Origin of the sequence: Sphingopyxis sp. 113P3 (assembly GCF_001278035.1) — a bacterium.
In the GTDB taxonomy this organism is placed as follows: Bacteria; Pseudomonadota; Alphaproteobacteria; order Sphingomonadales; family Sphingomonadaceae; genus Sphingopyxis.
In genome coordinates this window covers 1,719,585-1,740,751 of record NZ_CP009452.1, presented here as the reverse complement: position 1 = coordinate 1,740,751, position 21,167 = coordinate 1,719,585, and the positions used below count along the sequence as shown (strand labels likewise).

21 protein-coding genes and 1 tRNA gene are annotated in these 21,167 nt (G+C 63.7%); 14 read left to right on the top strand and 8 right to left on the bottom strand.

The window, feature by feature from the left end:
- The first annotated feature begins 103 nt into the window (after positions 1-103).
- From LH20_RS08375 to LH20_RS08360, 4 genes are all read left to right on the top strand, one after another.
- Positions 104-1,087 (top strand): agmatine deiminase family protein, encoded by a 984-nt coding sequence (locus tag LH20_RS08375; RefSeq protein WP_053553814.1) that lies wholly within the window; start codon positions 104-106, stop codon positions 1,085-1,087.
- A 7-nt stretch (positions 1,088-1,094) separates the two neighbouring features.
- Positions 1,095-1,946 carry an N-carbamoylputrescine amidase gene (gene aguB / locus LH20_RS08370; RefSeq protein WP_053553813.1) on the top strand — a complete coding sequence of 284 codons (852 nt, stop codon included), beginning with the start codon at positions 1,095-1,097 and terminating at the stop codon, positions 1,944-1,946.
- A 17-nt stretch (positions 1,947-1,963) separates the two neighbouring features.
- Positions 1,964-2,629 (top strand): FABP family protein, encoded by a 666-nt coding sequence (locus LH20_RS08365; protein WP_053553812.1) that lies wholly within the window; start codon positions 1,964-1,966, stop codon positions 2,627-2,629.
- A gap of 99 nt (positions 2,630-2,728) precedes the next feature.
- Complete coding sequence (locus LH20_RS08360) at positions 2,729-3,067, top strand: hypothetical protein (RefSeq protein ID WP_053553811.1); 339 nt, start codon at positions 2,729-2,731, stop codon at positions 3,065-3,067.
- Positions 3,068-3,094: 27 nt separating this feature from the next.
- Here the strand turns inward: LH20_RS08360 and LH20_RS08355 are convergent.
- From LH20_RS08355 to LH20_RS08345, 3 genes are all read right to left on the bottom strand, one after another.
- Positions 3,095-3,179 (bottom strand) — tRNA-Leu (locus LH20_RS08355).
- A 46-nt stretch (positions 3,180-3,225) separates the two neighbouring features.
- A complete protein-coding gene (locus LH20_RS08350) occupies positions 3,226-4,668 on the bottom strand; it encodes a coniferyl aldehyde dehydrogenase (protein WP_053553810.1) in 1,443 nt (480 codons plus the stop codon).
- Between the two features lie 253 nt (positions 4,669-4,921).
- Positions 4,922-5,560, bottom strand: a complete 639-nt coding sequence (locus tag LH20_RS08345; RefSeq protein WP_053553809.1) for a peroxiredoxin — start codon at positions 5,558-5,560, stop codon at positions 4,922-4,924.
- A 327-nt stretch (positions 5,561-5,887) separates the two neighbouring features.
- Here LH20_RS08345 and LH20_RS08340 point away from each other — a divergent pair, with 327 nt between their 5' ends.
- From LH20_RS08340 to LH20_RS08330, 3 genes are all read left to right on the top strand, one after another.
- Entirely contained in the window at positions 5,888-7,075 is a 1,188-nt protein-coding gene (locus LH20_RS08340) for a thiolase family protein (RefSeq protein ID WP_053553808.1), read from the top strand.
- Complete coding sequence (locus LH20_RS08335; protein ID WP_053553807.1) at positions 7,072-7,884, top strand: hypothetical protein; 813 nt, start codon at positions 7,072-7,074, stop codon at positions 7,882-7,884. The genes LH20_RS08340 and LH20_RS08335 overlap by 4 nt, the downstream gene beginning before the upstream one ends.
- Before the next feature lie 163 nt (positions 7,885-8,047).
- Positions 8,048-8,515, top strand: a complete 468-nt coding sequence (locus LH20_RS08330; protein WP_083455356.1) for an RcnB family protein — start codon at positions 8,048-8,050, stop codon at positions 8,513-8,515.
- A 67-nt stretch (positions 8,516-8,582) separates the two neighbouring features.
- Here LH20_RS08330 and LH20_RS08325 read toward each other — a convergent pair whose 3' ends face one another.
- Complete coding sequence (locus tag LH20_RS08325) at positions 8,583-9,044, bottom strand: SH3 domain-containing protein (RefSeq protein WP_053553806.1); 462 nt, start codon at positions 9,042-9,044, stop codon at positions 8,583-8,585.
- A 126-nt stretch (positions 9,045-9,170) separates the two neighbouring features.
- On the opposite strand from LH20_RS08325, the gene LH20_RS08320 reads away from it, so the two are divergent.
- Positions 9,171-10,169: a 2-hydroxyacid dehydrogenase gene (locus LH20_RS08320; RefSeq protein ID WP_053556174.1), complete on the top strand. Its 999-nt coding sequence runs from the start codon at positions 9,171-9,173 to the stop codon at positions 10,167-10,169.
- Between the two features lie 40 nt (positions 10,170-10,209).
- Here LH20_RS08320 and LH20_RS08315 read toward each other — a convergent pair whose 3' ends face one another.
- The 3 genes from LH20_RS08315 to LH20_RS08305 all read right to left on the bottom strand — a co-directional run bounded on the left by LH20_RS08315 (position 10,210) and on the right by LH20_RS08305 (position 13,699).
- A complete protein-coding gene (locus tag LH20_RS08315; protein ID WP_053553805.1) occupies positions 10,210-11,613 on the bottom strand; it encodes an NAD(P)H-dependent flavin oxidoreductase in 1,404 nt (467 codons plus the stop codon).
- An 83-nt stretch (positions 11,614-11,696) separates the two neighbouring features.
- Positions 11,697-12,857 carry a glycosyltransferase family 4 protein gene (locus LH20_RS08310; RefSeq protein WP_053553804.1) on the bottom strand — a complete coding sequence of 387 codons (1,161 nt, stop codon included), beginning with the start codon at positions 12,855-12,857 and terminating at the stop codon, positions 11,697-11,699.
- Positions 12,854-13,699 (bottom strand): alpha/beta fold hydrolase, encoded by an 846-nt coding sequence (locus tag LH20_RS08305; protein ID WP_053556173.1) that lies wholly within the window; start codon positions 13,697-13,699, stop codon positions 12,854-12,856. The genes LH20_RS08310 and LH20_RS08305 overlap by 4 nt, the downstream gene beginning before the upstream one ends.
- Positions 13,700-13,882: 183 nt before the next feature.
- Between LH20_RS08305 and astD the strand changes: the two genes are divergently transcribed.
- The 6 genes from astD to LH20_RS08275 all read left to right on the top strand — a co-directional run bounded on the left by astD (position 13,883) and on the right by LH20_RS08275 (position 19,505).
- Complete coding sequence (astD, locus tag LH20_RS08300; RefSeq protein WP_053553803.1) at positions 13,883-15,334, top strand: succinylglutamate-semialdehyde dehydrogenase; 1,452 nt, start codon at positions 13,883-13,885, stop codon at positions 15,332-15,334.
- Positions 15,335-15,498: 164 nt separating this feature from the next.
- Entirely contained in the window at positions 15,499-16,296 is a 798-nt protein-coding gene (gene cobA / locus LH20_RS08295) for a uroporphyrinogen-III C-methyltransferase (RefSeq protein ID WP_053553802.1), read from the top strand.
- Positions 16,284-16,580 carry a DUF2849 domain-containing protein gene (locus LH20_RS08290; protein WP_053553801.1) on the top strand — a complete coding sequence of 99 codons (297 nt, stop codon included), beginning with the start codon at positions 16,284-16,286 and terminating at the stop codon, positions 16,578-16,580. Before cobA ends, LH20_RS08290 begins: the two co-directional genes overlap by 13 nt.
- Position 16,581: 1 nt before the next feature.
- Complete coding sequence (locus LH20_RS08285) at positions 16,582-18,216, top strand: nitrite/sulfite reductase (protein WP_053553800.1); 1,635 nt, start codon at positions 16,582-16,584, stop codon at positions 18,214-18,216.
- Positions 18,209-18,634 carry a DUF934 domain-containing protein gene (locus LH20_RS08280; RefSeq protein ID WP_053553799.1) on the top strand — a complete coding sequence of 142 codons (426 nt, stop codon included), beginning with the start codon at positions 18,209-18,211 and terminating at the stop codon, positions 18,632-18,634. Before LH20_RS08285 ends, LH20_RS08280 begins: the two co-directional genes overlap by 8 nt.
- Positions 18,627-19,505 carry a phosphoadenylyl-sulfate reductase gene (locus LH20_RS08275; protein ID WP_083455355.1) on the top strand — a complete coding sequence of 293 codons (879 nt, stop codon included), beginning with the start codon at positions 18,627-18,629 and terminating at the stop codon, positions 19,503-19,505. The genes LH20_RS08280 and LH20_RS08275 overlap by 8 nt, the downstream gene beginning before the upstream one ends.
- Before the next feature lie 42 nt (positions 19,506-19,547).
- Here LH20_RS08275 and LH20_RS08270 read toward each other — a convergent pair whose 3' ends face one another.
- Positions 19,548-21,059 (bottom strand): replicative DNA helicase, encoded by a 1,512-nt coding sequence (locus tag LH20_RS08270; RefSeq protein ID WP_053553798.1) that lies wholly within the window; start codon positions 21,057-21,059, stop codon positions 19,548-19,550.
- Positions 21,060-21,167: the final 108 nt, after the last annotated feature.

The following is a 21,167-nucleotide window of genomic DNA, read 5'->3' as shown; positions in this document are numbered from 1 at the left end:
CCTTGCGAGAAGGGAAGCAACGCGGCAATCCGGAGCGCATCACCCGCTCTGGATTGCTTCGCTTCGCCGGCAATGACGAAGTGAGAAAGAGGACCCGAACCACATGAGTCTGAGAATGCCCGCCGAATGGGCGCCCCACGAGGCGGTGTGGATCGGATTCCCGCACCTCGCCGAGGAGTGGGCCGGTCACATCGACGCCGCGCGCCGCGACGTCGCGGCTTTCGCAAATGCCGTACATGATGGCGGGCGCGGCGAAGAGGTGCGGCTCGTCGTCAACGACACGGCGCAGGCGGAGATCGCGGCGCGACTCGTCGAAGCTGGCGTCCTCATCCTCGTTCAGTCGCTGGGTGATATCTGGCTACGTGACACGGGGCCGATCATCGCCGGCACAGGGGCAACGCGGCGAGCGCGCAATTTTCGCTTTAACTGGTGGGGCGACAAATTCGTCATGCCGGGCGATCTGGAGGTCGGCGCGGAGCTTGGCGCGAAAAGCGGCCTGCCCGTTGATGAGCAGGACTGGGTGCTCGAGGGCGGCGGCATCGACGTCGATGGCACCGGGCTGGCCGTGACGACCGAGGAGTGTCTCCTCCACCCCAACCGGAACCCATCGCTGACCCGTGAGGATATCGCCGTACGGCTGCATCAATCGCTTGGTATCGAGCGGATCCTCTGGCTCGGCAAAGGTCTGACGGGTGACCACACCGATGGCCATGTGGACAATCTGGCGCGTTTCGTGGGTGAAGGCCGGCTTGCTATCCCCGCCCCGGCAGACAGCAATGATCCCAACGCTGCGATCTACACCGATGCCCGCACGCGCGCTGAAGCTTTCGAAGGTGTCGAGATCGTCGACCTTCCCTCACCCGGCCGCATCGAAATCGAGGGTGAGATTGCAGCAGCAAGCTACATGAACTTCTATATCGGCAACAGCGTCGTGGTTGTTCCGACCTATGGTTCGGCGAACGATGCCGCGGCCGTCGACGCGCTTGCGGCGCTTTTTCCGGAGCGCCGCACCGTCGGCATCGACGCGCGCGGAATCCTCATCGGCGGCGGGAGCTTCCATTGCTCGAGCCAGCAGCTTCCGGCATAGGGCTGCTATGTCCCGCAGCATCACCGTCGCCGCATTGCAGCTTCCCCTGCCGGGCCCTGTAGGGCCCAACATCGATGCCGTCTCGGCGCTTGTCGAGGAAGCGGCGGCCCAGGGAGCACAGATCATCTTGCCGCCTGAACTCTTCGAAGGGCCCTATTTTTGCCAGGTCGAGGAGGAAGAATTGTTCGCGGGCGCGCGCCCGACCGCGGAACATCCGAGCGTAATCGCGATGCAGACGCTCGCCGCGAAGCTCAACGTCGCGATTCCCACGAGCTTCTTCGAAAAAGATGGACAGCATTACTATAACACGCTGGCGATGATTGGGCCCGATGGCGCGATCCTCGGGACGTATCGCAAGAGCCATATCCCGGATGGGCCTGGATATGAGGAAAAATATTATTTTCGTCCCGGCAACACGGGTTTCAAGGTCTGGGATGTTTTTGGAACGCGAATCGGAATCGGCGTGTGCTGGGACCAATGGTATCCCGAAACGGCGCGCGCGATGGCGCTGATGGGCGCGGAACTGCTTTTCTATCCGACCGCGATCGGGTCGGAACCCTATGACGCGGATCTTGACACCAGTCGCATGTGGCGCCGCGCGATGCAGGGACATGCCGTGTCGAACTGCATGCCCGTCATCGCCGCCAACCGCATCGGACGCGAGGGCGACGCCGACTTCTACGGCCATAGCTTCATTACAAACGAATGGGGCGACCTGACACAGGCGTTCGAGCGCGAGGAAACGGGCGCGTTGGTGGAGACGATCGACCTTGATCGCACCGCAAAGCACCGCGCCGGCATGGGTTTCTTTCGCGACCGGCGGCCGCAACTCTATGGCCGGCTGGTCGAGGATATCTGACACTCAAAGCGGGGGGGATGATGCTGGTTCCGGACGATATTTTCACTGAACCCGATGATATCGATCCCGACACTTTGGCTCGGCTCGGGCCTCTACGCCGTCTTGCGGGCATCTGGGAAGGACATCGCGGGGTCGACATCAACCCAAAGGCCGACGGCCCTGAAACGCGCCAATATTATGAGCGGATCGAGTTACAGCCGATCGACCCGCAGGCGAACGGACCGCAGCTCTTTTATGGGCTGCGCTATCACGCCCATATCAACACCCCCGAGGAGGACATCAGCTTTCACGACCAGGTCGGATATTGGCTCTACGAGCCTGCGACCGGCCTGATCCTCCAGACGCTCGCGATCCCGCGCGGCCAGATTGCGATAGCCGCGGGGCATGCCGAGCCCGACGCGAGACGCCTCGTGCTAACAGCCGAGCGCGGCACCAGCGAATATGGAATCTGCTCAACGACTTTCCTCGAACTCGCGTTCCGGACCGATAAATATCAGATCAGCGTTGATTTCCACGACGACGGCGACTGGAGCTATGTCCTCGACACCACATTGGTGATCAAAGGGCAGAGCGAGCCTTTTATCCACCGCGACACCAACCGGCTCACGAAGATCGCCGAACCTGACCTTAATCCCTGGGCAAAGATCGCGCGCGCCGCGACAAAAGCGACATCAGGCGTTTGACACCGCGCCTGCGATACACTTAACCTGCTAAGTAACCGCAAGACGGCAGACCGGCAAAGAGGCTGGCGCGCTCTTGCAGGAGTGGTGAGGGAGAGTGAGATGAGCAGCATCGAACAGCGTGCAGCAGGCGCGCGCGAATTGCATCGGACGATCGATTTTCTTGGGTTGCGGGCGCATGCCACGACGGTGGGACTGATCCAGCTTTGCGAGGAGCTCTTGAAGGTCGGGATCCTCGAAAAGGCCGCGCTTGAGCGGATCAAGGACGCGATCCGCATGGAACTCACGCTGTCGCAGGCGCGCCGATCGAACCAGACGCTTTTCGACGAAACACTGCGCCGCCGGCTTGACGCGATCTTTCCGCACTGCGGCGAACCTGCCGATCCCGTCGGCTCGATCGACACGCTGGAAGAAGCGCTGGACCTTGAGGACAAGGGCTGAAGGAGCGCTTTGGCCGGACGTTGGTGGTGGTGCCCCTGGCCGGACTCGAACCAGCACTCCTTGCGGAACTCGATTTTGAGTCGAGCGCGTCTACCAATTTCACCACAGGGGCCCGTGGACGGCGCCTCCCCTAAGGCGAAGCGCTGCCGCTTGCCAAGCTATTTCTTGAGCTGTCGCGCCAACGTCTTCGCGGTTGCTTTGCCATAGGGGGGCTTGAACCCCGCGAGGCCAGCAACGTCGAGCTTTGGTTGGCGATAGACGGCGCGCGCGTGACTGAAGGTGCGAAAGCCATCGAGTCCATGATAATTGCCCATGCCCGAGGGCCCGATACCGCCGAAAGGCAGATCGTCCATGGCGTTGTGAAACACGACATCGTTGACCGTGACCCCGCCCGAAATCGTCCGCGTCAGAACCCGCTCCTCCTCGCTCTTGTCCTGCCCGAAATAATAGAGACCGAGGGGGCGGTCGTGTGCGTTCACATAATCGATTGCATCGTCGATCGAACGGTAGGTCTTCACCGGCAGAATGGGCCCGAATATCTCCTCCTGCATGACCTTCATATCGTCGGTCGGATTGCGCACGATGTGCAGCGGCATCTTATGCCCGTTGGCGCTCGCGAAATCCTCGTTCGCAGGGTTGACCTCTATCACCTCGGCACCCTTCTCGCGCGCGTCCGCCAGATAGGACTGAAGCCGGTCGTAGTTGCGGCCGTTCACGACCGAGGTGTAATCGTCATTGGCCAGCATCGTCGGATAGAGCGCGGCCGCACCCTTGGTGACCCCGTCGATCACGTCGCCTTCCTGTTCCTCTGCAACAAGAAGATAGTCGGGCGCGAGGCAGATCTGCCCGGCGTTCATCAGCTTGCCCATCGCGACGCGCTGACCCGCAAGCATCTTGTCGGCGCTGCGTCCGATGAACGTCGGCGACTTGCCACCTAGTTCGAGCGTCACCGGCACCAGATTGTCCGCCGCGGCGCGCATGATGTGCTTGCCCACGCTCGTCGCTCCTGTGAAGATCAGATGGTCGAACGCGAGGCGCGAGAATGCCACGCCAACATCGGCCCCGCCGGTGAAGACCGCCATCTCGGTCTCGTCGAAATAGTCGGGAACGAGGCGCGCCATCAACGTGGAGACATTTTCGGTGAATTCGCTCGGCTTGATCATCGCACGGTTTCCGGCGGCGAGGATGCCCGCCATCGGCACGAAGACCATGCCAACCGGAAAGTTCCACGGCGAGACCACACCGACGACGCCCTTGGGCTGAAATACGACCTCCGCCTTGGCCCCGAACAGGCCGAGCGGGAAAGTTGGCTTGCGTTTCTCTCCCCTTGCCCAGCCCGACATATGCTTCTTCGCGTGCTTCAGGGCGCTGACCGAGGGGAGGATGTCGGTCATCAGGGTCTGTTCGCGGCTGCGATGTCCGAAATCCTCGCTCACCGCTTTTGCAAACTCATCTGCATGGTCGATAAGCAGAGCGATCGCGCGGTCGATGCGGTCTGCCCGCACGGCCAGGCTTTCGGGCATGGCCGCCGTGAAGCTCGTCCGTTGCGCCGCAAGCACCTGATCCATGCGCTGCGCTTCGCTCTCGATTACCGACGCCATAACCCTCTCTCCCCCATGCCGATTCGCGCGCCGGATCAAGCCGACGATCAAGTTGCAGGGTGCAACCAGTTTTCCCGACTTGTCAAACCCGTCACTCGCCTCGCAGCGAATCCATCCCTTGCGGCAACCTGCGCGCCCGAGGAAAACCCGCGGCGAACTATCGAGCGAGACGAGGCGTTCGCCCCAGCGTCAAAGCACGCCCCGGGGGCGAAATGTCGTCGGCGCCTTTCTTCCCGTTCCGGGCGCGGTGCTGTCAGCGCGATGTCTCAAGGTCAACGTAACGCAGATAGGGCCGGAGGGTACGGAAGCCTTGAGGGAAGCGCCGCTTCGCCTCCTCGTCCGAAAGCTTTGGAGAGACGATGACCTCCTCGCCCGGCGCCCAGTTCACCGGCGTTGCCACCGACTGCGCGTCGGTCAGCTGCAGGCTGTCGATGGCGCGCAGGATTTCCGAGAAATTGCGGCCGGTGCTCGGCGGATAGGTGAGGGTCAGCCGGACCTTCTTGTCGGGATCGATCACATAGACTGCGCGCACGGTCACCGTTGGATCGGAGTCGGGATGGATCATGCCGTAGAGCGTTGCGACCTTCTGGTCCGCGTCAGCGATCATGGGGAAGTCGAGCTTTTGTCCCTGGGTGTCTTCTATGTCTTCTTCCCAGCTCTTGTGCGAATGAACGGGATCCACCGACAGACCGATCGGTTTCACGCCCCGCTTGTCCCATTCGGGCCGCAACCGCGCGACCTCGCCGAGTTCGGTCGTGCATACCGGCGTAAAATCCTTGGGATGGCTGAAGAACAACCCCCATGACGAACCGAGCCACTCGTGGAAGCGAATGGGTCCTTGGGTGCTGTCCTGCTCGAAATCGGGCGCGATCTGTCCGAGTTGAATGGTCATTTTCCTACCTCCTGATAGCGGGCATTCTGTGCCCCCAAACGGAGTCGGACCAAACAAATGTTCCTTTGGCCTCTTTCAGAAAGGGTTGCCTTCGCAGAAAGGGCGCATCCCCTAAGGGAAAACTTGAAAGCTCACCCAAATCGCGATTCTTCGTCACCCCGCCTGAGGGTTCGCCCGCCGCGAACATGCCCGAAAAGCGCGAGCTTCGATCGACGTCGCATTTGCGAGGCAGGAGGGCGGCGGCCCGCTCGCCCCTCCCCTCTTTCGCAGGTGCAGCATTTCGGCTAATCCACCCGCAGACCATCTTTCCCCTACGGAGTCTCATCCATGACCGCCACCGATCCCGTCGTTTTCCTCTCCTATGCCCGCACCCCGATGGGAAGCATGCAGGGCGCATTGTCGGACGCGAGCGCGACCGATCTGGGCGCCACCGCGGTCAAGGCGGCGGTCGAGCGCGCGGGTGTCAACGGCGACGACATCGAACGCATCTACATGGGCTGTGTCCTGCCCGCCGGTCTCGGACAAGCTCCCGCGCGGCAAGCTGCGATCAAGGCGGGCCTCCCCAAGTCGGTCCAGGCAACCACTGTCAACAAGGTGTGCGGTTCGGGGATGCAAACCGTGATCATGGGCGCCGAGGCGCTTGCAGCGGGCAGCATCGACCTCGTCGTTGCAGGCGGCATGGAATCGATGACCAACGCACCCTACATCCTCAAGAAGCACCGTTCGGGCGCGCGGATCGGGCACGACACCGCCTACGACCATATGTTCCTCGACGGGCTCGAGGATGCCTATGAGGCGGGGCGCGCAATGGGCACATTCGCGCAGGATACAGCCGACGCCTATCAGCTCAGCCGCGAGGCGCAGGATGAGTACACGCTGGAGTCGCTTGGCCGCGCCAAGGCAGCGATCGCCGACGGCGCCTTTGCGAGCGAAATCGCGCCGGTGACCATCGCCGGTCGCAAAGGTGATGTCGTCGTCGATACCGATGAAGCGCCGGGCAAGGCGATGCCCGACAAGATCCCGACGCTGAAGCCGGCCTTTGCCAAGGACGGCACCATTACCGCCGCAACCAGCAGCTCGATTTCGGACGGTGCCGCCGCAGTTGTTCTGACGCGGCAATCGGTAGCCGAGGCGAAGGGTAAAAGACCGGTGGCCAAGCTCGTCGCGCATGCCGCGCATGCACAGGAGCCCAAGGATTTCACCATTGCCCCGATCGGCGCAATCAACAAGGTTCTGGCCAAGGCAGGCTGGACGATCGGTGATGTTGACCTGTTCGAAATCAACGAGGCTTTCGCCTGCGTTGCAATGTTTGCGATGCACGATCTTGGCATCCCGCGCGAGAAGATCAATGTGCACGGGGGCGCGACGGCGCTCGGCCATCCGATCGGGGCGAGCGGCACCCGCATCATCACGACGCTGATCGCGGCGCTGCAACGCCACGGCAAGACGCGGGGCATCGCGAGCCTGTGCATCGGTGGCGGCGAAGCGACCGCGGTCGCCGTCGAGCTGGTTTGATACGCGGGCTCACTCTTGCGCTCGCTGCCGCCGCAGCGGCCGCCACGCCCGCGCAGGCGAAGCCCGACAAGGCTTCGCCGCCGCCCATGTCGGCCGACGACGCAGAAGCGGTTCAGACGGCGGTCAACCGCGCACAAAGCCTCTACACATATGATCAGGCCGCCTGGCACACGACCGACGCGCTCCTGGCGGCGGTGCCCGAGGCGACATTGGAGACGATCCGCGGCTGGGTGGTCACGCCCGAGGGTGAAAGCTACCGGGTGACCTATTATTCGGGGGACGCCGGCTCTCCTCACCGCGCCGTTTTTTCTGCGGTCTGGAATGGCGGAACGAAGGTCGCGGACGGCAAACTGCGGGCGGAAGGCGATGATCAACTTTCCGCCGAGGAGGCACGGCTTGCCGCAGCGTCGGATGCTGTGTCGTCCAACGGGAAGTTGCAATGCGCCGCCCGGCCTTTCAACCGCGTCATCCTGCCGCATGCCGGAACGGGCGGCGCCGACCTTGTCTATCTGTTGACCCCTCAAACGCAGACGGGCAGCATTCCGCTCGGTGGCCATTATCGCGCAGAGGTGAAGGATGGGAGGGTGGTTGCCGAGCGCGCCTTCACCAACGCATGCCTTGAGCTCCCCGTCGATGAGCGAGCCGAGGCGCTCGTTGTATCGCATCTGCTCGACCCGACGCCCACCGAAATCCACTTCTTCTCGGTCTTTGCAGCGCGCAGGCCGATCTTTGTCGTGACCGCGATGAACGAGCGGATATGGGCTGCAGAGGTTTCCGGGGGAGAAGCGCGGATGCGCCTTGTCAAATAGGCTGCCGGCCCACTGCCCCTGCGACCAAGGTCGCGACACATTGCGACACTCCTGACCAGAAAATAAACGGGGCATTCCAACGCCGTTCAAATCGAGTCGCCTAATCCTTTCCCAGTCATCGGGCAGATCCCCTCCCCCCTGACGGATGCAAAGGAATGGCAATATGAAGAAGATGAAATTTCTCACCGCCGGCCTGATTGTCGCGATGACGGTCCCCGCGGCGGCTCAGGCGCAGACCGGTGAACTTCGCCGCGACCGCCAGGAGATCCGCGAGCAGAAGCGCGACGTGCATCAGGCCATACGCCGCGGCGACGCCCGCGACGTGCGCAAGCAGCAGCGCGACCTGCGCGAGGCGCGCAAGGAATATCGCGAGGATTTGCGCGACTGGCGCCGCGATAATCGCTATCAGAGCTGGCGCGCACCCTTCAAATATCAGCAGTTCCGGGTGGGATCGACGCTGCGGCCCACCTATTATGCGCCGGTCTACCGGTTGAACTACGACAGCCGCTGGGGCCTGCCGAAGGCGGGACGAAATCTCGCTTATGTCCGCCATTATAACGACCTGCTGCTGGTCAACGTACGCAGCGGCAAGGTGATCAAAGTCTATTATAACCACTTCCGCTGGCGCTGAGCGAGGAGACAGCATGAGGGCCGGACGGGCGCGTCCGGCCCTTTTCCTGCACCTTTCTGCAGGAGCATCAGTCGCCCCAGATATGGTCGGTTTCGATCCAGCCGCGCTTGCCCTTGACGTCGAACAGGCACCAGCCCTTCTTGCAATCGGTAATGCGCCCCACCACGCCGGCCTCGGCGCGATAGGAGACCACCGCTGCAGGATCGGGCGACTGGCGCATCGGACGCACCCCGCCGGTGACGATCGCCGTTCGGGTGCGGCTCAAGAGGCGCGCAGCCATCCAGCCTTGGGTGCCGTCGGGATCCTCGACCTTGCGCCAGTTTTCATGCCGCGCAATCACCTTCACCGGGAGGTCGCGGCGCCGATATTCCCAGATCACAGGCACGTCGGGTGACGGCCCCTTTCGCATCCGCGCCTCGTCGACGCTGATCGAGGCCCAATAGGGCAGCTCGGGGCTGGAAGACTGAGCGGCGGCGGGGCCGATGATGGCAAGACTGAGCAAAATCAGGGCAAATCTTCGGCTGGTCATGAACGATCCTTGTCAAAAACAGCATTGATTATCAACCGGCCGCAGCGTGCAAACGACCCGTCGTCCACAGTCCTTCGCGGCCGCGGCCTCTTGACCCCCGGCGGCGGCCGCGCTCTATCGGCGGCCATGCCCGATTCCCCTCGCCCCAAACGCCCCCGCGTCATCGTCACCCGTCAGCTCATGCCGCACGTCGAGGCACGCATGGCTGAGCTGTTCGAGGTCGTGCTATCGGCGCACGACCGCGCTTTTTCGGTCGAGGAGCTGAAAGCCGCGGTGGCGGACTGCGACGTCCTGGTGCCGACGGTGACCGACAATATTACCGCTGAAATTCTCGAGGCTGCCGGGGAGCGGCTGAGGCTGATCGCCAATTTCGGTGCCGGGGTCGATCACATCGACCTCGCCGCGGCGCGCGCGAAGGGCATAATGGTGTCCAACACGCCGGGCGTCTTTACCGAAGACACCGCCGACATGACGATGGCGCTGATCCTCAGCGTCCCTCGCCGGCTCGCTGAAGGCGAAAAGCTGATGCGCTCGGGCAAGTGGGAGGGCTGGGCGCCGAGCACGATGCTTGGCCACCGCGTCGGAGGCAAATTGCTTGGCATCATCGGCATGGGTCGCATCGGGCTCGCGGTCGCACGCCGCGCCCGCGCCTTTGGCCTGTCGATCCACTATCACAACCGCAAACGCCTGCCCGCCGAAGTCGAGCAGGAGCTGGGCGCGAGCTATCATGCGAGCATCGACACGCTGCTTCGCATCAGCGACGTGGTGACGATCCACTGTCCGCACACGAGCGAGACGCACGAGATGGTGAACGCCGCGCGCATTGCGGCGATGAAGCCGACCGCCTATCTCATCAACACCGCGCGCGGCGAGATCGTCGACGAAAAAGCGCTGATCGCGGCGCTCAAGAGCCGCCGGATTGCCGGCGCGGGGCTCGATGTCTATGCTCAGGAGCCGGTGGTTGACCCCGAACTGCTCGCGCTCGACAATGCCGTCCTCCTTCCCCACCTTGCCTCGGCGACCATCGAAGGCCGCGAGGCTTCGGGCGAGAAGGTCATCGCCAACATCCGCGCCTGGAGTGACGGCCACCGTCCGCCCGACCAGGTGCTCGAGGGGTGGGTTTGATACCAGTCGTCCCGGCTTTCGCCGAGACGAGGTATCGATATCAATCCCCCGTCAAGATGCGGTCGACCAGCTGCTTCACCGTGGGCGTGAAGTTGTTCGAATAGAAGGGGTCGGTCTTGAAGTTGAACGCGGCGTGGCCCGCGAACATCAGATTCTGTTCGGTATCGCCGCCGTGCGCGATGTCCTGCAGGGTCTTCTGGATGCAGAAGCTGCGGGGGTCGGCGAGATAGCCGGTCGAATAATCGTCATGATCCTTCCACGACGAAAAGCCGCAGTGTGACAGACAGCCCATGCAGTCGGCCTGATCCTTGCGGATCATCGCCTTGTCATCCTCGGTCACGAAAACCACCGTGTTATCGGGGGTCTTCAAAGCCTCGCTATACCCCTCGGCCACCCAGTCCCGCGCCCGGGCGCGATCATGGGGCGTGACCCAGAAATTCTTGCCCTTCACCCCGACATCGAGCTGGACGATATGGTCGCCCGCCTCCTGCTTCGAATAGGGAATCTGGCGTTCCGAGCGCGCCTCGAGATCGCGCAAGAAGGGATTGCGCACCGCACTGGAATAAAAACCGGTTGGCGAGAAACGGTGGAGCAGCACGTCGCCTTCGTCGAGGGTGCGGAGGCGATCTTTCCATGCCTGCGGGATCGGGCTTTCTTCGGTCAGCAGCGGCCGCGTTCCATATTGGAAGGCGATCTGGCCAAGCTCGGGATTGTCGATCCAGTGCTCCCAGTCGCGCAAGTACCAGACGCCTCCCGCCATCACGATCGGCACATCGTCCGCAATCCCCTCGGCGCGCATCGTGTCGCGCAGCGCCTTGACGCGCGGATAAGGATCCTCGGGAACCAGCGGGTCTTCAGCATTCGAGAGGCCATTATGTCCGCCAGCGAGCCAGGGGTCCTCGTAGACCACCGCCGCCATCAGGTCGGCGACCTTGTGATAGGCTCGCTTCCAAAGCGCGCGAAAGGCGCGCGCCGACGAGATGATCGGCAGATAATGGACATTGTGCCGCGCTGCGATCTCGCTCAATTTATACGGCATACCCGCGCCGCAGGTGACGCCGGTGACGAGCCCCTTCGTCTTTTCGAGCACACCTTCGAGCACCCGCTGCGCGCCGCCCATTTCCCAAAGCACGTTGATGTTGATGGCGCCTTTGCCGCTTGCAATGTCATAGGCGCGCTTCACCTGCTCGACTGCGCCGTCGATCGCATAGCTCACGAGTTCGTCGTGCCGATCGCGCCGCGTCAGGGCGCGATAGATCTGCGGGATGATCTTGCCCTCGGCGTCATAGCTGTCGGCGTTGACCGCGGACACGGTACCGATGCCACCTGCCGCGGCCCAAGCGCCGCTCGACCTGTGGTTCGTCGCCGACACACCCTTGCCACCCTCGACCAGCGGCCAGACTTCGCGTCCGCCGTAAAGGATGGGCTTCAAACCTTTGAACACTTCAGAACCTCTTTCTGTCCGCCGGCTGCGCACCCGCGCGCCAGCCCCCTGCCGTTTCCGTAAGCGGAAGACGGTCCCCTTTGTCAATCGATCCCCATCCAGCGTCCGCTGAATGGACCATAGCCTTCGAGCGGGCGAGCATAGAGCTTTTCATAGGAATCGACCATCATTGATTCGTCGAAGCGTTCCGCGGCCGCGCGCCGGTTCGCCGTGCCAAGGGCCGCGCGAAGCGCTCCATCTTCTGCCAGCCTCAGCAATGCGGCGCGAAACGCCGCATCATCGCCCGGGATGAACGGCCGGTTTTCTTCCGCCACCATCGCTGCGACGTCGCCGACATCGGGGCTGACCACCGGAAGGCCCGCCGCCATGGCTTCGATCACTGCAATCGGCGCCTGTTCGCTCAGCGACGAGAGGGCAAGCAGGTCGAAATGGCCGATCCACCGCGCTGGCTCGGACATGAAGCCGGGCATGACGAGCCGATCCTGCATGCCGCAGGCCATCGCTTCAGCGGCAATCGCCGCGCGCTCGGGTCCCTCCCCGACGATCACCAGCCGGACATGCGGCGGCAGCGTTGCCACCGCGCGAACGAGCCGCGGCAAATCCTTGACCTTGCGCAGGCCGGCGACGGTGCCGATCACGACCTCGCCCGCGCGGCGCTCAAGGCCCGGTATCGGCAGGTCAGGCCCCTTCGCATAGGCCGAAACTTCGATGCCGTTGCGGATCAGTCGCGTGCGCGGGCCCATGTTCCATTCGGCGGCGGCGATCTTCTCGAGCAACGCGGAGGGCACGACGAGCGACTCGGCGGCGGGGAGCGCGAGGCGGCGAAACAAATTGCGCTTCCAGTTGCGCGTCACGCTTTCATCCTCGTTGAACCCGTCCTCATGGTGGATGAGCGGGGGCAAGGGCCTGAATGGCGCGAAGACACGGTGCGCCATCACTCCGTCCATTGCGCCCCAATTATAACTGAGGACGAGGTCGAAGCGCTGCATATAGGCGGTCAGATCGCGATAGCGGGCGAGCGACGGCTTACCGTAAAGTGGCGGCGCGTCCTGCGGAAAATCCACCTTTATACCGGGCGCGATCGCATCGCGCGCGCCGAGCGCGTCGGGCATTGCCGAGAGGATCGCATGCTGCGCGCGATCCTCCATCAGGTTCATCAGACGGACCGCGCGCGCTTCCTTGCCGCCGAGCGAGAAGCTCGAATGGAGGTGCAGGATGCGGACCGGATGCTCGCGAGGGGTCACGATGCAGGCAGGTTAGCGAGCCAGGTATCGATCGCGGCGACGGCGGCGGGTTCGTCCAGCGTCGGCGCATGCCCGACCCCGGGCACCTCGACGAGCTGCGCACGCGGCAACGTCCTGGCCATCTTGTCGGCCGCCCGCTTCGCCAGAATGTCCGAGAGCGCGCCGCGCAGTATCAGCACCGGAATGTCGCCGAGCGCGCGGTAAGCCGGCCACAAGTCGACCGGCTGCTCGGGCGGGGGCAAACGCAGCGGGGCTGCAATCTGCTTGTCATAATCGGTGACGATGCGCCCTTCGGGCGTGAGCCGGTGGGTGCGTTTGGTGAGGCGCAGCCAGTCGTGAAGGCCATAGTGAGGATAGACGGCGGCGTTGAGTTCGGCAAAAGCGCGCGCCGCATGGATCCAGGTCGGCTGGCTACCCCCGGCCCCGATATAGTCCCGGATGCGTTCGAGCCCTTTCGCTTCGAGCTCGGGGCCGACGTCATTGAGGACCGCGCCGACGAGACGCCCCGGCATGCTCGCTGCCATCAGCATCGACACGAGCCCGCCGAGCGACGTGCCGATTGCAGCGAACCGGCCAATCCGCAGGTCATCCAGGAGCCGCGTAACGTCCTCGACATAGCTTGCCGGGACATAAGTCATCGGATCCTTGGCATAGGCGCTTTCGCCACGGCCGCGGAACTCGACAACGATGGTTTTGCGCGTCTTTGCGACATGCGGAGCGAGCGCCTCGAAATCGCGGGCGTTGCGGGCAAGCCCGGGCATGCAGATGACGGGCGGCACGGCCGCAGCCTCTCCCGGCCCGGCGTAGACGCGAGCGTGCAGCCGAACGCCATCGGCGGCCATCCAGTAATGATCGGTCCACTCGCGTCCCTCGGCCCGGATGTCCTGCTTGACCGTAATGGCCCGTCCCCTCTTTTGCACGTTTCCAGACGCTGTCTATCGCCAACCCGGCGGCGGGGCGCAAGCCGTGCGTCGCTGCCGGCGCGGTTGCCGCCACCCGCTTTCACCGATAAGAGGCGAGCGACCATGAGCGAAGACCTGCTTTCCTTCGAACCCGCGACCGGCGAAGAGCTCTGGCGCGGGCCCGTGAGCCGCGTCGACGACGAGGTCGAGATCGCCCGGCGCGCGTGGCCCGCCTGGGCAGCACAGGCCGTCACTTTTCGCGCCGAAACGCTCCGTCGCTTTGCCGACCGGGTGAAAGCAGAGTCCGAGAGGCTCGCCGACCTCATCGCGCGTGAAACAGGCAAGCCGCTGTGGGAAGCGCGCACCGAGGTTGAATCGGTCGCTAACAAGGTCGATATTTCCGTGAAGGCCTATGCCGAGCGCACCCCCAACCGCCGCATCGAGGGGGCGATGGGTCTGCGCAATGCGGTGCGCCACAAACCGCACGGCGCGCTGGCCGTGCTTGGCCCCTATAATTTCCCGGCACACCTGCCCAACGGCCATATCGTACCTGCGCTGCTCGCAGGCAATTCGGTTCTCTTCAAGCCGTCCGAGAAGACCCCGGCGACCGGCGCGAAGCTGGTGGAGCTCTTTCATAGCGCAGGCGTCCCCAAAGAGGTGCTGCGCCTCGTGCTAGGCGGTCCCGCGACGGGAAAGGCGCTCGCCTCGCACGAGGGCATCGACGGGCTACTCTTCACCGGCTCGGCCCGCACCGGGCTTGCCCTCAGCCGCCAGTTCGCCGCAACGCCGGGCAAGATGCTCGCGCTCGAGATGGGGGGCAACAATCCCATCGTGGTCTGGGACACTGCCGATCTTCGCACCGCCGCCATCCTCGTGGCCCAGTCGGCCTTTCTCAGCGCGGGACAGCGCTGCACCAATGCCCGCCGGCTGATCGTCAAGGACGCCCTGGCCGACCGGCTAATCGAAGAAGTGAAGTCGCTCGCGAATCGGTTGATCGTCGATCATCCCCACGCCGATCCCGCCCCTTATATGGGACCGGTGATCGACAATGAGGCGGCGGACGGCCTGACAGAGAGCTTCCTCATTCTGATGTCGAGCGGGGGCCAGGTCATCCGGCACATGACGCGGCCTCAGGCAGGCCGCCCCTTTCTGACGCCCGGTATCATCGACGTCACCGCCATGGCCGAGCGCCCCGATATCGAGCTGTTCGGGCCGTTGCTGCAAGTCATCCGCGTCGAGAGCTTCGAGGCCGCGATCGCCGAGGCCAACAACACGGCCTTTGGGCTTTCCGCAGCGCTGATCGGCGGGACACCTCAGCTTTACGACCAATTCTGGGCGAACGCGCGTGCGGGCGTCATCAATTGGAACCGCCCGACCAACGGAGCCTCCTCCGCCGCGCCTTTCGGTGGCGTCGGTCTCTCAGGCAATCATCGCCCCAGCGCCTTCTATGCCGCCGATTATTGCGCCTACCCGGTCGCGAGCAGCGAAAGTGACGCGCTTCGCGCCTCGATCGGGGTGGGATTGCGCGAGACGGAGGATGGCAAACCCCCGTTGATCCGCAAGGGTTTTCTGTAGCCCGCTTTCGTCACGGACATGATCCATAGCCTGCGCCGCGCCCCCGTTCTTCGGCAGCCGGCAGCGGGTCGCCTTTTGCCGACGATGGTGGGCGCAATTTTACCTTCACCGGCATCAAAAAAGCCTGCTTTGCCATCTGGACGCCCGCCGCTCATCTACGCGGCATGGAAAAGACTCCTCTTCATGCAGGCAAGTTGTGGCTCGTCGGCGCCGGCCCCGGCGATCCCGACCTGTTGACGCTGCGCGCCGCGCGGCTGCTCGGCAGCGCCGATCTGGTCGTTCATGACGGCCTCGTCAGCGATGAGGTGCTCGCCTTGATCCCGCCGAAAGTGGAACGGATCAGCGTCGCTAAACAGCGCAGCCGTCACACGATGCGGCAGGACAAGATCAACGATCTGCTCGTACGCGAGGCGCGCGCCGGCAAACAGGTGGTTCGCCTGAAGGGCGGCGACCCCTTCATTTTCGGGCGCGGGGGCGAGGAACTTGACGCGGCGCGCGAAGCGGGCATCGATTGCGAGGTCGTCCCTGGCATCACCGCGGCGGCGGGATGCGCCGCCCAGGCGGGCCTCCCACTCACCCACCGCGCCGACGCGAGCGCCGTGAGCTTCGTTGCGGGGCAGTGCAAGGATCTGACGGACCAGGACTGGTCAGGGCTCGCCGGGCACGGCCGCACGCTTGTCATTTACATGGGGCTCGCCACGGCATCGGCGATCGCCGACAAGCTGATCGCCGACGGGGTCTCGCCTGGACTGCCGGTTGCGGTGATCGAGCGCGGCACGACGGCGGAGGCACGCGTGCTTCGCACGCTGCTGACCGACCTTGGCGACCTTGTGGAACGCGAAGCGGTCAAGAGCCCTGCGCTCATCATCGTGGGCAAGGTCGCAGCGCGCGCCGATGCGCTCGACTGCCTCGGCGCCGCGGGCTTCACGACTTCAACGAGGGATTTTTCATGCAGCTTTTGACGGGTAACGACCTCAAAACGGGCGCTGTGATCTGGTGGACCGGCCGCGGCTGGTCACGCCATGTCGAGGATGCCGTCGACGTCGGCGACCAGGGCGAGGCGATCCTCGCCGCCGAGGACGGTGCTCGCCGGGTGAACGGCGGTTATATCATTACCGCCGAGAACACGCCGGACGGGCCGCGTCCTTCCCATATCAAGGACCGCATCCGCGCGCTTGGGCCAACGGTCCGCCCCGACCTGACACTGAAACCCGCCGATCCGGCGGCCGGCGACTGGGTGATCTGACATGTACAAATATGACCAATATGATCAGGCGATGGTCGACGCACGCGTTGAGGAGTTTCGCGACCAGACCCGCCGCCGCCTCGCTGGCGAGATGAATGACGACCAGTTCAAGCCGCTCCGGCTCAAAAATGGTCTCTATCTGCAGCTTCACGCCTACATGCTGCGCGTCGCCATTCCCTACGGCACGCTCAATTCGCGCCAACTTCGCAAGCTTGCGGAAATCGCGCGCAAATATGACCGCGGTTATGGTCATTTCACGACGCGCCAGAACCTCCAGTACAACTGGATCAAGCTTGAAGAGGCGCCCGACATTCTTGCCGAGCTCGCGACGGTGGAGATGCACGCGATCCAGACCAGCGGCGAGAGCATCCGCAATATTTCGGCCGACCAGTATGCGGGTGCTGCCGCCGACGAGATTTGCGACCCGCGCCCATGGGCAGAGCTCTTGCGGCAGGCAACGACCTTCCACCCCGAATTCAGCTATCTGCCGCGCAAGTTCAAGATCGCGGTCATCTCCTCCCCCGCCGACCGTGCGGCGCTGCGCTGGCACGACTGTGCGCTGCGTATCGTGCGCAACGACAAGGGCGAGGAGGGCTTTGAGGTCTATGCAGGCGGCGGGATGGGGCGCACGCCCTTCATCGCCTACAAGATTCGTGATTTCTGCCCCGCGTCGCAGATTTTCTCCTATATCCAGGCGATCCTGCGCGTCTGGAACCATCACGCGCGCCGTGACAATATCCACAAGCAGCGGATGAAGATCCTTGTCCATGATCTCGGTGAGGAGGAGTTCCGCCGCCAGGTCGAGGAAGAGTTCCAGCATTTCCTGACCCTCGGCACCGACTTTCCGCAGGCCGAATATGACCGGATCGCGGCCCATTTCGCGCCGCCGCCGTTTGAAGCCGGCTTAGCTGATGAGATCGACCGAGCCGACCCCGATTTTGCGATCTGGGTCGATCAGCAGGTGATCGCGCACAAGGCGCCGGGATATGCGATCGCGAATATCAGCCTGAAGCCGATCGGGGGCATCGGCGGCGACATCACCGCCGAACAGATGGAGGTCGTCGCCGACCTCGCCGAGCGGTACAGTTTTGACGATGTCCGCGCGACGCATGCGCAAAATCTTGTCCTGCCGCACGTCCGCAAGGTTGATCTTTACGCGGTTTGGGAAGCGCTGCGCGATGCAAGGCTCGCGGACGCGAACCTCGACCTTGTGACCGACGTTATCGCCTGCCCCGGGCTCGATTATTGCACCCTTGCCAACGCACGATCGATTCCGGTCGCGCAGAAGATCCAGCAGCGGTTCGCCGACCTCGACCGCCAGCGTGACCTCGGCGAGCTCAAGATCAAGATCTCGGGCTGCATCAACGCCTGCGGTCACCACCATGCGGGGCACATCGGCATTCTCGGCGTCGATCGCAAAGGCACCGAGAATTACCAGCTGCTGCTCGGCGGGTCGGGCGCCGAGGATACAACGCAGGCCAAGATCACCGGACCCGGCTTCGACGAGGACGGTGTGGTCGATGCGGTCGAGCGCGCGATCGAATGCTACCGCAGCCATCGCACCGAGGGCGAACGTTTCCTCGACACCTATCGTCGCGTCGGCTTCGACGCCTTCAAGGAGGCTATTTATGGCTGAGGCTCTGCGTTTCCGAAACGACGACCCGATCGAAGAACCCGCGGTCTCGCTCGAAGCTTTCCTCGAGCAGGATAGCGCAAGCGCGGTGCGGATCGAGGCGGGCGACGATCCGCGCCGCCTGATTCCCCATCTTTCGAGGGTGAAACTGGTTGAGATCGGCATCCCGCGGTTCCGCGATGGCCGCTGCTTTACCTCGGCACGCATTTTGCGCGAGGCGGGCTATGAGGGCGAAATCCGTGCCGAGGGCGACGTGCTCGTCGACCTCGTCTTCTTCATGCGCCGCTGCGGTTTTGACAGCTTTGCCCCGCAGGCGGGGCTGAACCGCGCCGATGTCGACGCCGCGCTCAGCCGTTATCCGCACGTCTATCAGCACGCCGCCGACGGCGCTGTGCCGATCTGGAAGCTCCGGCATGGCTGACACCTCCAAAATTCCGTTCGCATCGAGCGAAGTCGAGGCTGCTCATGGTCACCCCCGACCGGCAGATGCCTCGGCGGCGCCCGCTGCGCGCGGCGACAAGGGGGACAAACGACATCGCGACCGGATAGACGTGGCGCCGCGCTTCACCCAAGCCGACGTCATCCGCCTCAACAATCTCTTCCGGGGTCAGGACGCAGCGGAAACGGTGGCAAGCGTGCTTGGAGCGGGGCTGATCGGCGATACAGCGATCGTCTCGAGCTTTGGGGCCGAAAGCGCGGTGCTGCTCCATCTGGTCACGCGGATCGCGCCCGATATCCCGGTCTTGTTTCTCGACACCGGCAAACATTTCCCCGAAACGCTCGCTTATCGCGATGAGCTGGCGGCGCGCCTCGGTCTCAACGTCGTCAACCTGACCCCCGATGCAGAAGAGCTCGCGAAGAAGGACGCGACCGAACTGCGCTGGTCCTACGACCCCGACGGCTGCTGCGACATACGCAAGGTCAAGCCGCTCGAAGAGGCGCTGACAGCTTACGACGCCTCCATCACCGGCCGCAAAGGATTTCAGTCGTCTACCCGCCAGGGCCTGCCCCGCTTCGAGCTCGACGGGAGCAGTGGACGGCTCAAATTCAACCCGCTCGCGAACTGGACGCGCGAGGATCTCGATGCCTATTTCGAGGCACACAACCTTCCGCGTCATCCGCTCGAGGCGCAAGGCTATCCCTCTATTGGCTGCTCGCCGTGCACGTCGAAAGTCAAGCCCGGCGAGGACCCGCGCGCGGGCCGCTGGCGCGGCTGGGACAAGACCGAATGCGGCATCCATGAGGCTGTAACCCCGCTCGCCGACGACCCCGCGAACGATCCGGCCTTCTAGCGGGATACGCCAAACGCCCCCTCGCTCTTGGTAGGGGCGTTCTTACTCATAGTCTGCATAGGCCTGACTTTCGTCGGCCAAGTCGCTGAATTTCGTCGTCTTCGCGTCGAAGTGCAGACGAATTTTGCCAGTCGAGCCGTGCCGCGATTTGGCGACGATAACCTCGGCAAGCCCGAACACGCGCTCCATCTCGGCCGCCCATTCCTCGTGCGCAGCGTGAATCTTGACGTCGTCGCCTTCCACCGGACGCTTGGGTTCGCGCGCTGCCACGTAATAATCCTCGCGAAACACGAAGAGCACCATGTCGGCGTCCTGCTCGATCGAGCCGGACTCGCGAAGGTCGGAGAGCTGCGGGCGCTTGTCCTCGCGGCTCTCGACCTGACGGCTGAGCTGCGAGAGCGCCATCACGGGCACATTAAGTTCTTTTGCCAAGGTCTTGAGACCGCGTGAGATTTCTGAAATCTCCTGCACGCGGTTGTCGCCGCTCCGCGAGGACCCTTGGAGAAGCTGAAGATAGTCGACCACGATGAAGCCGATGCCGTGCCGGCGCTGAAGCCGGCGCGCACGGGTCCGCAATCCGGCGATCGTCAAGCCGGGTGTGTCGTCGATGTACAAAGGCAGGGTCTGAAGCTGCTGGGCTGCGCGGCTTAGCTGCTGGAACTGATCCTTGCTGATCTTGCCCATTCGCAATGCCTCGCCCGAAACGCCCGACTGCTCGGCGAGCACGCGCGTCGCAAGCTGATCGGCTGACATTTCGAGGCTGAAGAATGCGACCTTGGCGCCCATATTCTTCTCGGGCGGGATGCCGTCTTCTTCATCGCGGCGATAGCGTTCGGCAGCGTTATAGGCGATATTGGTCGCCAGCGACGTTTTGCCCATGCCCGGACGACCGGCCAATATCATCAGGTCACTGTTGTGCATGCCGCCGATCTTGGCGTTCATGCTGCTGATGCCGGTGGTGATGCCCGATAAATGTCCGCCGGAGTTGAGCGCGCGTTCGGCCGCCTGGAGGGCGGTGAGGCTCGCGGCGCTGAAGCTCTTCACCGAACCCATCTCGGCTTCGCCGCCGGCAACGCGATAAAGCGCGGTCTCGGCCTCCTCGATCTGTGCCTGCGGATCGACGCTTTCGCTGGTGTCGAGCGCGCTGTCGACCAGCGTGCGGCCCACATCGACCAGTTCGCGCAGCAGCGCAAGGTCGTAGATCTGCCGTGCAAAGTCGCGCGCCCCGATCAACCCCGCCCCGCTCCCGGTGAGCTGCGCGAGATAGCCGACCCCGCCCACCGCCTTCATCGCCTCGTCATGTTCGAAGAAGGGTTTGAGCGTAACGGGCGTGGCAATGCTGTTGCGCTCGATCAGCGCCATCGCCTGGGCGAAGATGCGGCCATGGAGCGGTTCGAAGAAATGCGCAGGAGTAAGCTGGACGGGCAGATCCTCGACGACTCGATTGTCGATCAGAATCGCACCCAGAAAAGCCGCCTCGGCCTCGACATTGCGCGGCAATTGACGGTCGTCCCCGGACGAAGCCGGGGCGGGAATAAGGGCAAGCTCGGGCATAGGGTCTTCATGCTTTGCTGGCCGCGGCAGCGCAACCGGCGATATTCTCAGCTCTATCATATCTGTGGAATGCTGTGAATAAGTCGCGCTTGCCCTTCGCCGCGCGCC

Excerpts from the sequence above, each read along its gene's own strand:
- LH20_RS08375 (WP_053553814.1), top strand. The coding sequence starts at position 104 with ATGAGTCTGAGAATGCCCGCCGAATGGGCGCCCCACGAGGCGGTGTGG.
- aguB (WP_053553813.1), top strand. The coding sequence starts at position 1,095 with ATGTCCCGCAGCATCACCGTCGCCGCATTGCAGCTTCCCCTGCCGGGC.
- LH20_RS08365 (WP_053553812.1), top strand. The coding sequence starts at position 1,964 with ATGATGCTGGTTCCGGACGATATTTTCACTGAACCCGATGATATCGAT.
- LH20_RS08360 (WP_053553811.1), top strand. The coding sequence starts at position 2,729 with ATGAGCAGCATCGAACAGCGTGCAGCAGGCGCGCGCGAATTGCATCGG.
- LH20_RS08350 (WP_053553810.1), bottom strand. The coding sequence starts at position 4,668 with ATGGCGTCGGTAATCGAGAGCGAAGCGCAGCGCATGGATCAGGTGCTT.
- LH20_RS08345 (WP_053553809.1), bottom strand. The coding sequence starts at position 5,560 with ATGACCATTCAACTCGGACAGATCGCGCCCGATTTCGAGCAGGACAGC.
- LH20_RS08340 (WP_053553808.1), top strand. The coding sequence starts at position 5,888 with ATGACCGCCACCGATCCCGTCGTTTTCCTCTCCTATGCCCGCACCCCG.
- LH20_RS08330 (WP_083455356.1), top strand. The coding sequence starts at position 8,048 with ATGAAGAAGATGAAATTTCTCACCGCCGGCCTGATTGTCGCGATGACG.
- LH20_RS08325 (WP_053553806.1), bottom strand. The coding sequence starts at position 9,044 with ATGACCAGCCGAAGATTTGCCCTGATTTTGCTCAGTCTTGCCATCATC.
- LH20_RS08320 (WP_053556174.1), top strand. The coding sequence starts at position 9,171 with ATGCCCGATTCCCCTCGCCCCAAACGCCCCCGCGTCATCGTCACCCGT.
- LH20_RS08305 (WP_053556173.1), bottom strand. The coding sequence starts at position 13,699 with ATGGCCGCCGATGGCGTTCGGCTGCACGCTCGCGTCTACGCCGGGCCG.
- astD (WP_053553803.1), top strand. The coding sequence starts at position 13,883 with ATGAGCGAAGACCTGCTTTCCTTCGAACCCGCGACCGGCGAAGAGCTC.
- cobA (WP_053553802.1), top strand. The coding sequence starts at position 15,499 with ATGGAAAAGACTCCTCTTCATGCAGGCAAGTTGTGGCTCGTCGGCGCC.
- LH20_RS08290 (WP_053553801.1), top strand. The coding sequence starts at position 16,284 with ATGCAGCTTTTGACGGGTAACGACCTCAAAACGGGCGCTGTGATCTGG.
- LH20_RS08285 (WP_053553800.1), top strand. The coding sequence starts at position 16,582 with ATGTACAAATATGACCAATATGATCAGGCGATGGTCGACGCACGCGTT.
- LH20_RS08280 (WP_053553799.1), top strand. The coding sequence starts at position 18,209 with ATGGCTGAGGCTCTGCGTTTCCGAAACGACGACCCGATCGAAGAACCC.
- LH20_RS08275 (WP_083455355.1), top strand. The coding sequence starts at position 18,627 with ATGGCTGACACCTCCAAAATTCCGTTCGCATCGAGCGAAGTCGAGGCT.
- LH20_RS08270 (WP_053553798.1), bottom strand. The coding sequence starts at position 21,059 with ATGCCCGAGCTTGCCCTTATTCCCGCCCCGGCTTCGTCCGGGGACGAC.